General features: G+C 50.0%; 16 protein-coding genes. 15 read left to right on the plus strand and 1 reads right to left on the minus strand.

Features of this window, described 5'->3' with window-relative positions; genetic code table 11:
- The first annotated feature begins 5 nt into the window (after positions 1-5).
- The 15 genes from KFF03_RS03335 to KFF03_RS03410 all read left to right on the plus strand — a co-directional run bounded on the left by KFF03_RS03335 (position 6) and on the right by KFF03_RS03410 (position 12,723).
- Positions 6-824, plus strand: coding sequence for a MinD/ParA family protein (locus KFF03_RS03335; RefSeq protein ID WP_255858888.1), 819 nt, complete (start codon positions 6-8; stop codon positions 822-824).
- Between the two features lie 3 nt (positions 825-827).
- Entirely contained in the window at positions 828-1,559 is a 732-nt protein-coding gene (locus KFF03_RS03340) for an RNA polymerase sigma factor FliA (protein WP_255858889.1), read from the plus strand.
- A 234-nt stretch (positions 1,560-1,793) separates the two neighbouring features.
- The gene (gene cheY / locus KFF03_RS03345) at positions 1,794-2,180 is read left to right on the plus strand and encodes a chemotaxis response regulator CheY (RefSeq protein ID WP_255858890.1); all 387 of its coding nucleotides are present in this window, start codon (positions 1,794-1,796) and stop codon (positions 2,178-2,180) included.
- A 15-nt stretch (positions 2,181-2,195) separates the two neighbouring features.
- Positions 2,196-2,990, plus strand: a complete 795-nt coding sequence (locus KFF03_RS03350) for a protein phosphatase CheZ (protein ID WP_255858891.1) — start codon at positions 2,196-2,198, stop codon at positions 2,988-2,990.
- Between the two features lie 12 nt (positions 2,991-3,002).
- Positions 3,003-5,249: a chemotaxis protein CheA gene (locus KFF03_RS03355; protein ID WP_255858892.1), complete on the plus strand. Its 2,247-nt coding sequence runs from the start codon at positions 3,003-3,005 to the stop codon at positions 5,247-5,249.
- Positions 5,250-5,349: 100 nt separating this feature from the next.
- Positions 5,350-6,366, plus strand: a complete 1,017-nt coding sequence (locus KFF03_RS03360) for a chemotaxis response regulator protein-glutamate methylesterase (protein WP_255858893.1) — start codon at positions 5,350-5,352, stop codon at positions 6,364-6,366.
- 11 nt (positions 6,367-6,377) lie between these two features.
- The gene (locus KFF03_RS03365; RefSeq protein ID WP_255858895.1) at positions 6,378-7,118 is read left to right on the plus strand and encodes a flagellar motor protein; all 741 of its coding nucleotides are present in this window, start codon (positions 6,378-6,380) and stop codon (positions 7,116-7,118) included.
- 1 nt (position 7,119) lies between these two features.
- A complete protein-coding gene (locus tag KFF03_RS03370) occupies positions 7,120-7,830 on the plus strand; it encodes a flagellar motor protein MotB (protein WP_255858896.1) in 711 nt (236 codons plus the stop codon).
- Positions 7,831-7,980: 150 nt separating this feature from the next.
- Entirely contained in the window at positions 7,981-8,757 is a 777-nt protein-coding gene (locus KFF03_RS03375) for a ParA family protein (RefSeq protein WP_255858897.1), read from the plus strand.
- A 1-nt stretch (position 8,758) separates the two neighbouring features.
- Positions 8,759-9,232 (plus strand): hypothetical protein, encoded by a 474-nt coding sequence (locus tag KFF03_RS03380; RefSeq protein WP_255858898.1) that lies wholly within the window; start codon positions 8,759-8,761, stop codon positions 9,230-9,232.
- On the plus strand, positions 9,225-10,160 hold the full coding sequence (locus KFF03_RS17665) for a chemotaxis protein CheW (protein ID WP_304941521.1): 936 nt from the start codon (positions 9,225-9,227) through the stop codon (positions 10,158-10,160). Before KFF03_RS03380 ends, KFF03_RS17665 begins: the two co-directional genes overlap by 8 nt.
- A gap of 178 nt (positions 10,161-10,338) precedes the next feature.
- The gene (locus tag KFF03_RS03395; RefSeq protein WP_255858899.1) at positions 10,339-10,821 is read left to right on the plus strand and encodes a chemotaxis protein CheW; all 483 of its coding nucleotides are present in this window, start codon (positions 10,339-10,341) and stop codon (positions 10,819-10,821) included.
- Between the two features lie 9 nt (positions 10,822-10,830).
- Complete coding sequence (locus KFF03_RS03400) at positions 10,831-11,205, plus strand: DUF2802 domain-containing protein (RefSeq protein ID WP_255858900.1); 375 nt, start codon at positions 10,831-10,833, stop codon at positions 11,203-11,205.
- 173 nt (positions 11,206-11,378) lie between these two features.
- A complete protein-coding gene (locus KFF03_RS03405; RefSeq protein WP_255858901.1) occupies positions 11,379-11,624 on the plus strand; it encodes a hypothetical protein in 246 nt (81 codons plus the stop codon).
- Positions 11,625-11,706: 82 nt separating this feature from the next.
- The gene (locus KFF03_RS03410; protein ID WP_255858902.1) at positions 11,707-12,723 is read left to right on the plus strand and encodes an AraC family transcriptional regulator; all 1,017 of its coding nucleotides are present in this window, start codon (positions 11,707-11,709) and stop codon (positions 12,721-12,723) included.
- Here KFF03_RS03410 and KFF03_RS03415 read toward each other — a convergent pair.
- Positions 12,696-13,598 (minus strand): hypothetical protein, encoded by a 903-nt coding sequence (locus KFF03_RS03415; RefSeq protein ID WP_255858903.1) that lies wholly within the window; start codon positions 13,596-13,598, stop codon positions 12,696-12,698. The genes KFF03_RS03410 and KFF03_RS03415 overlap by 28 nt on opposite strands.
- Positions 13,599-13,658: the final 60 nt, after the last annotated feature.

Below are 13,658 nucleotides of genomic sequence, written 5' to 3' on the forward strand. Positions count from 1 at the left end.
CGGATATGTCGAGGCATCCCGTACAAGTGATCGCTGTCACCGGTGGTAAAGGCGGCGTGGGCAAAAGTAATGTATCGGTGAACCTGGCTATTTCGCTGGCTGAGATGGGCCGTCGTGTGGTGGTACTGGATGCCGATCTGGGCCTGGCCAATATTGATATTCTGTTAGGCATCAGCTCAACCAAAACCATTGAAAACGTGTTGCAGGGTGAGTGCGAGTTACGTGATGTGATGGTGAGAGGGCCGGGTGGAATCCGTATTGTTCCGGCGTCTTCTGGTACGCAAAAACTGTCGCAATTAAATGCGATGGAACATGCGGGCCTGATTCAGGCATTCAGCGATATCGGTGATGATATTGACGTATTGATTGTTGATACCGCCGCGGGCATCTCGGATACAGTGATGAGTTTTGTTCGCGCTGCGCAGGAAGTGCTGATGGTGGTAACGGATGAACCCACTTCCATCACCGATGCCTACGCACAAATCAAATTACTGAACCGGGATTACGGTGTGTTCCGGTTCCGTATCATTGCCAACATGGTGAAGTCTCCCCAGGAAGGTAATGCGTTATTCGGTAAGCTGACGAAAGTGACGGATCGTTTTCTCGATGTTGCCATGCAGTACGTTGGCGCGATTCCTCAGGATGATGCCATCAAACGTGCGGTACAGCGCCAGAAAGCCGTGGTGGATGCTTACCCTCGGGCAAAAGCGTCGACGGCATTTAAAGCGTTGGCGAAAAAAGTGGATTCCTGGCCATTGCCAGCGACACCGCGTGGTCATCTGGAATTTTTTGTTGATCGGCTGGTGCAGGAAACAGAGGCTTGATTTGTGTCTGCTGGAAGTTGTCTGGTGTATAGCGAAGTTCAGAATAATAATGTCGACGAATTGATTCGTCAGCATGCACCGCTGGTAAAACGTATTGCCCATCATATGCTGGGGCGTTTACCAGACAGTGTGCAGGTGGATGATCTGATTCAGTCGGGCATGATTGGTTTGCTCGAAGCGGCGCGTAAATACGATGGCGGCAAAGGTGCCAGCTTTGAAACTTATGCCGGTATTCGTATTCGTGGTGCCATGCTGGACGAAATTCGTCGTGGCGATTGGGCACCCCGTTCGGTGCACCGTAACAGCCGCCGTATTTCCGATGCGATTAAACAAATTGAAAGTGTCAAAGGACGAGATGCTGAAGATGCAGAGGTGGCGGAGCATCTGGGCATTTCTCAGGAAGAGTATCACTCGATATTGCAGGACAGCGCTGGCTGTCGTCTGTTCAGCTATGAAGAAGTGCTGGAAAAAACCGAATCCGGTGCCGATGTGTTTGTGGGTGAAAACCCCAATCCTCTGGAAGGCATTGAGCGCGGTGCGTTTCAGCAACACCTGGCCGAAGCCATTAAGCTGTTACCAGAGCGTGAGCAGTTGGTATTGGCACTCTACTACGATGAAGAACTCAACCTGAAAGAGATTGGCGCAGTGCTGGGCGTTAGTGAAAGCCGGGTTAGTCAGCTACACAGTCAGGCTGCGGCACGATTACGTTCCCGTTTGACTGACTGGATTCACTAGCCTTAACAGCACCTGGCCGCTCTTGTCCTGTCGTAACCTGCTTCATGCACTGTTTTATCATGTTTATCTAACTTGCTGATAATCAAGGAAACTTGTCCTGTTTCCCATTTCTGATCAGTAATCGTAAAAGAATCCTCCTTATCCCTGATTCCTTTCTGGATAAAGCACCGACAAGGTCTACACTAAATCTTAGTAACGACTTGGAATGTGCAAAGTCGATTAGTGGAGGTCGTTTTGGACAAAAATATGAAGATTCTTATCGTTGATGATTTTTCTACGATGAGACGAATTGTCAAAAATTTACTGCGTGATCTGGGCTTCACCAATACCGCAGAAGCCGATGACGGTACAACCGCGCTGCCAATGCTGGAAAACGGAGACTTCGATTTTCTGGTTACCGATTGGAATATGCCGGGCATGACGGGCCTCGATCTGTTGAAAAAGGTTCGGGCGGATGATCGCCTGAAATCTTTGCCGGTATTGATGGTGACTGCAGAAGCGAAGCGTGATCAGATCGTGGCTGCAGCACAGGCGGGTGTTAACGGATACGTAGTGAAACCATTTACTGCCGCTGTCCTAAAGGAAAAAATCGATAAGATTTTTGAACGCGTCGAAGGCTAACCGGAAGGCAAACTCATGGCTGATAACACAGCTGATAGCAAAGAACCGGGAGACAGCCACGAAGTTGGCTCCGAGATTCGTTCGCTGGCAGAAAATATGTTGAAGCAGCTCGAAGGTGGCAACCTTGGCAAAGCCGTTGCCATGGTAAACGATCTGAATGAATTACGTGATCGCACCTTATACAACGAGATTGGTCTGCTGACGCGAGCGCTGCACGAATCCATTAAAAATCTGAAGATTGACTCCATTGGTGCTGGTTCTGAAATAGAACACGCAACGGATAAGCTCGCTTATGTGGTTGAAATGACCGATAAGTCGGCCAACCGCACCATGGATCTTGTGGATGCCAGTTTGCCTTTGGCAGCTGATATTCACAATCGTGCTGCCGATTTGTCGGTTCAGTGGCAGCGCTTTTTAAATAAAGAATTAAAACCTGAAGAATTTCGTTCATTGACCAAATCAATCAATGTTTTTCTGCAAGACAGTGCCCAGCAGTCACAAACGCTGCAAGGCCAGTTATCCGACATTATGTTGGCGCAGGATTTTCAGGATTTAACCGGCCAGGTCATTCATAAAGTGGCTGAACTGGTGCGTGAAGTGGAAACCCGGTTAGTGAACCTGGTAGCGATGGCAGGGCATATTGACTCCATCACGGGAATCACTCATTCGGATTTAGAGTCTGTCACTGAAGAGGCGGTCGCTGAAGAAGCAGATATTGTTGCTGAAGGCCCGCAGATTAACAAAGACAGTGATGATGTAGTGAGCAGCCAGGATGACGTTGATGATTTGTTATCCAGTCTTGGCTTTTAAAGGAGCTAACGGATGAGTTTCGATGCAGATGAAGAAATCCTCCAGGATTTTTTGATTGAAGCCGGAGAAATTCTTGAATTACTCTCCGAGCAGCTCGTCGATCTTGAACAACGACCCGATGATAATGATCTGTTAAACGCTATTTTCCGTGGGTTTCACACGGTCAAAGGTGGCGCAGGTTTCTTGCAGTTAAATGCGCTGGTTGATTGTTGTCATGCCGCTGAAAACGTGTTCGATACCTTGCGTAATGGTAATCGTAGCGTTAATCCGGATTTGATGGATGTGGTGTTGCAAGCGCTGGACTCAGTCAACGAAATGTTCGAGAGCGTGCGTTCCGGTGCTGAGCCAGAAGCGGCAGATCCCGCGTTAATTGAGCGCTTACATCAGCTGGCATTGCCAGAAGGTGAAGGTGACTCGTCACCGGCTGCTGAAGAGGTTGCGCCAGAACCGGAAGCCGTTGAGCCGGTTGTTGCCGAAGAAACGCCAGTTACAGAAGCGTCAACATCAATACCAATACCAACGCCATCAGAAAGCGACTCGGGCGACATCACCGACGATGAATTTGAGCAGTTATTGGATGCCTTAGATGGTGCTCCGGCAGAGGCAGCCTCTGGCACTGCTCCGGCTGCAGATGATGGTGCTGAGCTGTTTATTGATGTTGACGGTGCTGCTGGTGCTGACGACGGTGATGACGAAATTACGGAAGATGAATTTGAAGCTTTGCTGGATCAGATCCATGGCAAAGGTAAACACATCAGCGCTGATGATGCCAAACAAGCGGCAGCTGAGCCTGAAGTCGCGGCTGAGCCGGCGACGCCGTCATCGGGTGATGACCTGATTACCGATTCCGAATTTGAAGAGCTGTTGGATCGTTTACATGGAAAAGGGAAACACTCAGCAGCGGCGGATGAGTCTTCCGCTAAAGAAAAAGCGCCAGAGTCCGTTGCTGAAGTAACCCAATCAGCGCCTAAGCCAGCACCAAAAGCGGAGCCCAAGCCACAGCCTAAGCCGGAACCCAAAGCGGCTGCGGCAAAACCAGCGGCTGCAAAACCTGCTGCGAAGCGCCCGGCTGATAAAGACAGTGCTCCACAAGCTGAAGCCACGGTACGGGTTGATACCAAGCGCCTGGATGACATCATGAACATGGTGGGCGAGCTGGTGTTGGTGCGAAACCGCCTGGTTCGTTTAGGGCTGAAGAGCAACGACGAATCGATGTCGAAAGCCGTGGCTAACCTGGATGTGGTGACGGGCGACCTACAGGCATCGGTGATGAAAACCCGGATGCAACCAATCAAAAAAGTGTTTGGTCGTTTCCCTCGGGTTGTACGTGACCTGGCTCGTCAGCTGAAGAAAGAAATTAACCTTGAACTGCGCGGCGAAGAAACCGATCTGGATAAAAATCTGGTTGAAGCCTTAGCCGACCCCTTGGTTCACCTGGTGCGTAACGCGGTTGACCACGGTGTGGAAATGCCAGACGTGCGTGAGCAGGCCGGTAAGGCACGTGTGGGTACCGTCGTGTTGTCAGCTGAACAGGAAGGGGACCATATTCTGCTGATCATCGAAGATGATGGTGGTGGTATGGATGCTGACGTGTTGCGCCGTAAAGCGGTTGAAAAAGGTGTGATGGATCAGGATGCGGCTGATCGCCTGACTGAAAATGAGTGTTACAACCTGATTTTTGCGCCAGGCTTCTCCACTAAAGAGCAGATCTCGGATGTGTCGGGTCGTGGTGTTGGCATGGATGTGGTGAAAACCAAAATTACCCAGCTGAACGGTACCATCAACATCGATTCGGAAATGGGTAAAGGCACCAGTATCCGTATCAAAGTGCCGCTGACTCTGGCGATCATGCCAACGCTGATGGTGATGCTGAAAGATCAGGCATTTGCTTTCCCGCTGGTGAGTGTGAACGAAATTTTTCACCTGGATCTGACGCAGACCAATATTGTGGATGGTCAGGAAGTGGTTGTTGTGCGTGAAAAGCCGGTACCACTTTTCCACCTCAAACGTTGGTTAGTGAAAGGTGAAGCCCATGCCAAAGCCGATGAAACGGCGCATGTTGTGGTGGTGTCGGTCGGTACCAAACGGGTTGGCTTCGTGGTGGATCAGCTTATTGGCCAGGAAGAAGTGGTTATCAAACCGCTGGGCAAAATGTTGCATGGCACTGCCGGCATGGCCGGGGCCACGATTACGGGTGACGGCCGCATTGCTTTGATTCTGGATATTCCAAGTATGCTGAATCACTACTCATCACGCTAGCGTGTGATGAGTAGCCTGAATAAGGTTTTTCCTGTGTCACAGGGTGCCGCATTAATAATCTATCTCGTCAACTGAGCGAGGTGTTATCGAGGAAATTTGAGTGACGATTCGTGTTCTGGTGGTGGATGATTCCGGCTTTTTCCGACGTCGGGTTTCTGAAATTATTAATGCCGATGGCCGTATGGAGGTTGTTGGTGATGCGGCTAATGGCCGTGAAGCGGTTGAATTAAACGAGTCGCTTAAGCCGGATGTGATCACGATGGATTACGAAATGCCGGTGATGGATGGCATCACTGCCGTACGTACCATCATGCAGCAGCGCCCGGTTCCTATTCTGATGTTTTCTTCGCTGACCTTTGAAGGTGCCCGGGTGACATTGGACGCACTGGATGCTGGTGCACTCGATTTTTTATCCAAAAATTTTGACGCCATTGCCAAAGGTACGGCGGAAGTTCGTAAAGCTCTGACCAATAAAATTGCTGGCGTGGCTAAAAATCAGACCCGGGTGATGCCGTCGGCTGCTGCTCCAGTGGCTCCCAAGCCTGTGGGGAAAAAAGAGCTGGTGATGATTGGTACCTCTACCGGTGGTCCGGCAGCCCTGCAGACTTTGTTCAAGGCCATCCCGGCTGGCTTTAAAACCCCCATTGTGATTGTTCAGCACATGCCAGGTTCATTTACCAAAGCCTTTGCTGAACGTTTAAATGCCATGAGCCCGTTAACGGTGAAAGAAGCGGAAGAAGGTGACCTGTTGAAACCGGGTCATGTCTATGTGGCTCCGGGTGGTATGCAGCTGATGGTGGACAAACGGAATGGCGGTTCTATTCATATTCATGAGAGTGATCAGCGGGTGAATTACCGTCCCAGTGTTGATATTGCCTTTGCATCCGCTGCCAAACATTTTGGCCGCAGTACTCTGGGGGTGGTGTTAACTGGCATGGGGTCTGATGGTAAGGAAGGCGCGCGATTGCTGAAGCAGGCTGGCTCAACAATCTGGGCTCAGGATGAAGAGAGCAGTGTGATTTTTGGTATGCCGCTGGCTGTTATTAAAGAAGGTCTGAGCGACGATATTCTGCCATTGTCTGATGTTGGGCCGCGGCTCAGTAAAGATATAGGCTGACGGAGCGAAACATGGATCGTTGGAGTTTAGTGATCGTTTTTTTTGCCCTGGCTGTGGTTGTGACAGGGCATACCCTTGAAGGAGGAGCGTTAAGCTTACTCTGGAATCCAGCGGCGGCTCTGATTGTGTTTGCCGGTTCATTTTTTGCCGCACTGGCGCAAATTCCAAAAGCCTATCTGAAGCCACTCATGGGGATGTTGAGCTGGCTGTTTGCGCCACCCGTTTATTCGTTTGATGGTCTGATTAATAAACTCGTGACTTGCGGTAATGCGTTGCGTCGTGACGGTATTCTGGCGTTAGAACGTCTGGCTAACAGTGAAAATGATCCGACCTTTAAAAAAGCGCTGACCTTGCTGGTGGATGGTTACGATGATGAGACCATGAAAGCAACCATGGAGCTTGAACTGAAATCGCTGGAAGAGCGTGATCTGGATATTGTTTCGGTGCTGGATAATCTGGCCGGGTATTTACCCACGCTTGGCATTGTTGGTGCGGTGTTGGGTCTGATGCAGGTGTTATCTAATATTCAACAGCCAGAGGCGTTAGCACAGGGGATTGCCACTGCTTTTGTTGCCACCTTTTATGGTGTTGCCGCCGCGAACCTGGTGGTGATTCCGATTGCCAACACGCTGCGGCAACATATTGCCATCCGCCGACGTTATTACGATGCCATGTTACTGGGACTGTTGTCGGTGAAGGAGGGGGTTAACCCGATTGCACTGCGTTTCCGGTTACAGGGTGTGGTGCTTTGAGATGGCAACCAACAACGATCGCAGCAAGACTGTAGGACCTGATCCGCACCGCTGGTTGGTATCGTATGCCGATTACATGACGCTGCTGTGCGCCTTTTTTATCATGTTGTATGCCTTACAACTGGTTGATGAAGAAGAAGGTGCCGCCATTCGCAGTGAAATCGAAGCCGTTTTTTCCAATCAACTCCCTATCACGGATTTACCCGTGCCACAGCTGTCGACACCGCTGGCCAAAGGCAATGGTTTATTACCACTGTTGGCCGATATTCGTCAGGTGACTCAAATAATTCCGGAATCGGACGATATAGAAGTACATGGTGAAGAAGACTGGATCAGTGTCTCCTTGAATGCCGACTTATTGTTTGCAAGCGGTCAGACCCGTCTGCGCGAGCAGGCCTTGCCGTTGATTGAAACCATTGCTGAGCACCTGCGCGGCTGGCCGTTTCCAATTAATGTTCAGGGCCACAGTGATGACACCCCTTCTGTGGGGGTTAGCAACTGGGAAATTTCGGTATTAAGAGCCGCATCGGTGGTGCAGAACCTGGCGTTATATGGCGTTGCGCCACAACGAATGGCGGCGATGGGCATGTCGCATTATCACCCGGTTGATGAAGGCGACTCTGACGAGGCTAAAGCGAAAAACCGGCGGGTAGTGATCTTTATGACACAAGGGTCGTTTGATAAGCCCTGGTCGCGGCCATCCGAGCTTTAGCAGCCTGTTGGAAAAACGACTGACGGCTGCCTGATGCGGATCTTTGGTAATTGACACAGTTTTTGCTTTCTCCACCTATGGTTCTGTTTCGCGTCAAGATACAGAACCACCTGATATAAATGACTCTGCAACAAACAGAAGGTGGCATCAGTGAGAATCTGGTCAATTGCAAATCAGAAAGGTGGCGTGGGTAAGACCACCAGTGTGGTATCACTGGGTGGCTTATTAGCAGAGCAGGGCCATCGTGTGCTGTTGGTTGACCTTGATCCTCATGGCTCCCTGACCAGTTATTTTAAGCAGGATCCGGATAGTCTGGATCGCAGTTTATACCACTTGTTTTTTGAGCAGCGTCACAAAGACAAAGCCTTTGTTCAGAGTGTGCTCAAACCCACCAGTTTGCCCAATGTTTCTTTGTTGCCTGCAACCACGTCACTGGCCACGCTTGAGCGTCAGGTCAGTGGTCAGGACGGTATGGGTTTGGTCCTGGCACGCAGTCTGGCGCAGTTGTGGGATGATTACGATTACGTCTTGTTGGATACTCCGCCAATTCTTGGTGTGTTGCTGGTTAATGCATTGGCGGCTTGTCAGCGTTTGGTGATACCGACGCAAACCGAGCATCTGGCCATGAAAGGCCTGGAGCGTATGATTCATACGTTAAAAATGGTGATGCGTTCACAAAACCGTAATTTGCCTTACACCATTGTTCCTACCTTGTTTGACCGCCGTACCGGCGCGTCACTGACCACATTAAAAGAAATGCGCCGTACCTATACGGATACTCTTTGGGATGAGGCTATCCCGGTGGATACCCGCCTGCGTGATGCCAGCCATCAGGGCGTGTTCCCACATCAGCTGGAACCGGATGGTCGGGGGGTTCGTGCTTATCGCCATTTGCTGAAGCAACTGAATGCGCCGGTGGAGTCTTAATATGAGTGGTGCAAAGAACAATCCACTGGATGATTATCTGGATGCGTTGCTGGCACCGCCCGAAAATTCGGCGGCGGATTGGGATACTTTATTGCAGCAAGCGGTTGAACCTTTCACGGATCAGCCTGATGACAAAAAGCCAGACTCTCAAGCTGATATCAGTTTGCAGTCAGACATTGCTCCGTCTGCCGCTGCAACATTCTCGGCCTCAACATTTTCTTCTTCGACATTAGCTCCGGGACGAGAGCCGGTTCTTTGTGTCGCCGAACAAGAGCTGCCGTTAGCCGGGCGATACAGTTATTTTCTGAATACACTGATGTTGCTGAAGCAGCTGCCGGCATCCCGTCTGCGTTTGTGTGTTTTACAACACTGCGATCAGACACTGGAGTCTTTGTCATCCGATCACACGGGTCAGCCTTTTCCTCTGTGGATTAATGGTGTCGTTCAGTCTGAGCGGGCATTGAGCCATGAATAAGCAACGCCCTGAAACACAGACAAAATCAACCAATCAGGTTGATGATGTATTGCAGGGGTATCTGGATCAGTTACTGGTAACGGCAACGGCTCCGTTGGAAAAAACCGAGCCGCCCGAACTTAGCACCTCTGCTATCTCGTCACAGACAACGGCCGAACGGGTTGCGGTGGCCGAATTGCAGCGTGAAGTGCCACAAATGTCAGAAGTGAAAGTTGAACGACTGACAGAGCAGCGTACTTATGCACCGGTTGAGCTGGAGCGGCCTGCTCTAAAGCCAGCGTTAACGGTGCCTGAGCCTGCTGTGATTCCTGTCACTTCTGAACCTGAGGTGATAGCCGCGGAACCTGAACCGCTTGAAACACCTGCTGTGGAGACGGAGTTGCAACTACAATCACAGCAGCAACTACAATCACAGCAGCAACCTCAAGCACAGCAGCAACCTCAAGCACAGCAGACGGATGCATTGAATTGGCGTTCTGTTCAAGGCGTGGAATGCCTGATTTTTAAAGTGGCAGGTCTGAAGTTAGCGATCCCTTTGTCGTTGCTAGGGGGCGTGCATAATCGCGATGACTCCAGCGGTAAAAGCCGGATCACTCCCCTGTTCGGTCAGGCCAGTTGGTCGCTGGGGGTGTGGCAAACCGAAGAACAAAAACTCACCATCATTGATAGCGCCGCATTGATCATGCCGGAGCGTGGAATTTCTCTGCAGGATCAAGGTTACGACTTTGTGATTCAGTTGGATCGTTCGCCCTGGGCACTGGCCTGCCAGGAAATCTGCGAAACCGTCACCCTGGTGTATGACTCGATTAAATGGCGTGGGGATCGCAGCAAACGACCCTGGTTGGCGGGTACGGTCATTTCTGAAATGTGTGCGTTAGTCGATGTGCCTAACCTGATGGATTTATTACAGGAAAACGTGCGTCAGTAACCTTTCTCTGGTCTCTTTTTTTGTTGTGCCTGTCTCTTTTCACTGTGCACATGCCGCTCTAATAACTCTCTGAAAAAAATACCTGAATTCGGCTGGTACACTTTGTGCTCTGATCTATAGTTAAGAGAGGTTTCAACGTCTTTTTGACGCACTGACCCTTTCTTAGTGAGGATGTTTTATGTCAGCAATAGCCGGAAACAAGAGTGCAGACGATCCGGTTCTGCAGTGGGTGACGTTCCGTTTGGAGAACGAAACTTACGGTATTAATGTAATGCAGGTGCAGGAAGTGCTGCGCTACAGTGAAATTGCCCCGGTGCCGGGTGCGCCCCCATACGTGTTAGGTATTATTAACCTGCGCGGTAACGTGGTCACTGTAATCGACACGCGCCAGCGCTTTGGTTTGCCGACAGCTGACACAACCGACCAGACCCGTATCGTGATTATCGAAGCGGAAAATCAGGTGGTGGGCATTCTCGTGGATGCGGTGGCTGAAGTGGTTTATCTACGTCAGTCAGAAATTGAAACCACCCCTAATGTCGGTAACGAAGAGAGTGCCAAGTTTATTCAGGGTGTTTGCCATAAGAACGACGAACTGTTGATTCTGGTCGACCTGGAAAAACTGATGACAGATGAGGAGTGGAACGAGCTTCAAGGTTTGTAGAGGTTTGCTATGTCGTCACTGACTCTGGTGCATTGGTTGTTAATCGGCAATTTTGCCATGTTATTGGTTGTTGGTTCCTTTTTGTGGTCGTTACGCCGACAACAGTTGCAGGAACAGTCCAGAGTCAATGCCACTCTGATGGCGCTTGATGAAACGAATCAAGGCCTCAGTCGTAGTGCGATTGGTATGGGGCGACGTATTAAGCAGATGGAAGCACGTTTTCAGAAAGTCGAAAAAAAGGCGATGTTGCCCAACACGGATGACTCAACCTTTGAGCAGGCATCCCGTCTTGTTGGTTTAGGCGCAACCGCTGCTGAACTGGTCGACAGTTGTGGCATGGCCAGAGGCGAAGCGGAATTACTGGTGTCTCTAAAGCGGCAATAGATTGGCTACGGCTATAAACGGCTACAGAACGACTGTAGCCAACCGATGATTTTAATGCCTCCACTCTAACCGGGTGGAGGCATTTTTGTATCTCTGGCTTATAACAAAAAAATACATCGCTGCACTCTGATCGTTTCTATACTGAAAAGTGTGGCCGATGGCTGGAGGTGAAAATGATGAGAATATTCTGTCTGCTGGCGGTGCTGACCGCTATGATGGGAATTCAGGATACCCCAAATACATCCCGTGCTGACAGCATTCTGCTGTCACAACAGATTCATAACGCAACTTTTATGGAGAGGACGCCGGAATTCACCGACCTCTACATTATTCAGACTCCGGACAAGGGGCGTTTGATCACCATCTATTGCAACGCGTCTCACTGCTATAAACGCCGTGGCGTTCATCTCAACGTTTAGTTGTTGCCGTTAATATTTGCTCTGTGTGGCCGATGAACTTTATGATCAGGACTTTGACTGATTAGCTGAATAAAGTGCTCTCATGCCGCAACCACCCATCAGAACAGTATCCGGTTTATGGATTCGTGCCTTATTGCTTGGAGCCGAGCATCAGGGGTTAGAACGCCAGGCTCTGATGGATATTGCTGGGATCGACGATGAGCTGCTGGCGCAGCCTTATTGTCGTGTCAGTCTGGATCAGACATTAGCAATCTGGCGTGCGGCCGAATCGTTATCACCCTCGCTGGATTTTGGTCTGCTGATGGGAGAGCAGGTAAAGCCCAGCCATTTTCAGTTGTTTGCTTTGAGTCTGATGCACAGTGAAACGCTGGCTTCTGCATTGGAGAAATCCAATCGTTATACTCGCCTGGTCAGTGATGGTGGTGGATATCATCTGCAGGTTGAAGGCGATCAGGCGGCGATTATTTACCAACCGGCGATGGATAGTTTCAGTCGTCATCAGATTGATGCCGTTCTGGTGTTATTGCGCAATTTTGCCAACTGGCTGACCTGTAAATCACTGGCGTTGACCCGGGTCGAATTTATCCACCCGCAGCCTGCTGATCTGAGTCATTATCAACGTATTTTTAATGCGCCTTTGCAATTTTCCTCGACACGGAATGCGTTGGTGTTTCCGGTTGAAATTCTGCAGGAGCCTCTGGCCTTCAGTGACCAGAATCTGGCCGCAGTCCATGAACAAATGCTGGAGCAGCAATTGGCGGCGCTGGATCAGCCCGATGTTGTCCGGTTACTTGAGCAAATGTTACGTAATGCGTTGGAGTTGTCGTTTGATCGTGAAGATGTGGCGCGTCATCTGAATATCAGCAGCCGTACCCTGCAACGTAAGTTGCAGGAAGCCGGAACGTCTTTTCAGGTTTTGCTTGAGCAAGAACGCAAACAGCGTGCAGAGCATTTATTGGCACAAACGGAATTATCACTGACAACCATCAGTCAGCAGTTGGGTTTTGCCGAAAGCAGTGCCTTCAGTCGTGCATTTAAACGCTGGTGGAACATGACACCGCTGGAATTCCGTCAGAAAAACCATTCGATGCCAGACTGAAGCTGATAGAGCAGAGCATTGCTGTTATTGAACTGGTAACGCTCGGTATCGGCCTGGTGAGAAAAATTAAAAAATTCCGCCTGGCTGCTGATCCCAAGCGAGGCACTGAAACGTTGGCTTAAGCGCCAGCGATATAATGCCGATATATCCAAACGAACCTGGTTGAAGCGACTGTCTTGCCCACTGTCTTTGAACAGGGTTACACCGTTATCGCGCAAATACCCATAACCAATACTCACCAGCCAATTAAGATTCCAGCCCCAGTGATGTCCCTGATAACCGCCGGATATTTGTGTGATGTTAAACAGGGCGGGGGTTAAGACTTCTACTTCGCCCGGTTGTTGCTGTTGGATATGAACCGGTTGTTTGTTCTGTTCGTAAGCAATGCGCAACGTGTTAAGTGGCTGTTGGGCATCCAATAATGTCAGATCAATACCGTAGCGTAATTGCTGGCGTTCAATGAATAAGTTTTGTCCTTTGGCGATCACCTGTTGAGTTCGTGACCAGTAGGTATTTTCTTTCAGCTCACTTTTCAGCTGTTGCTGTTGATAGTCCGCGACGAATGCCAACTGGAATTGCTGAAAGCGCCTGATGGGTAAACGAATGCCGAATTGCTGGAATTGAGCATCCGCTCCTGCTTCAGAAAACTCACTGGGAATGGCGCTCAATCCTTGTAACTCAGGTAAATCAGGAAACCAGCGGTTTTCTCCAGTGGTTGGGTTTTGCCGCAGATAACAGGCACCAGCGAGGTATTGATCTGCTGAAGAGGTCAGTATGTCTGACATTGGCAGGGTGGCGCTGATAAATACTGGCCCACAACCAACAAGATGGCGGGCCTGGAGCGTGGCAGGCAAGGATAAAAAAACGAGCAACAAAAAGACTTTCATTGCTCGTTTATCGGCGGACAGAATCAGTTCTTGAAGGTCGTTCAGAAC

The sequence above is a fragment of the Bacterioplanoides sp. SCSIO 12839 genome, from assembly GCF_024397975.1.
Lineage (GTDB): Bacteria > Pseudomonadota > Gammaproteobacteria > Pseudomonadales > Oceanobacteraceae > Bacterioplanoides.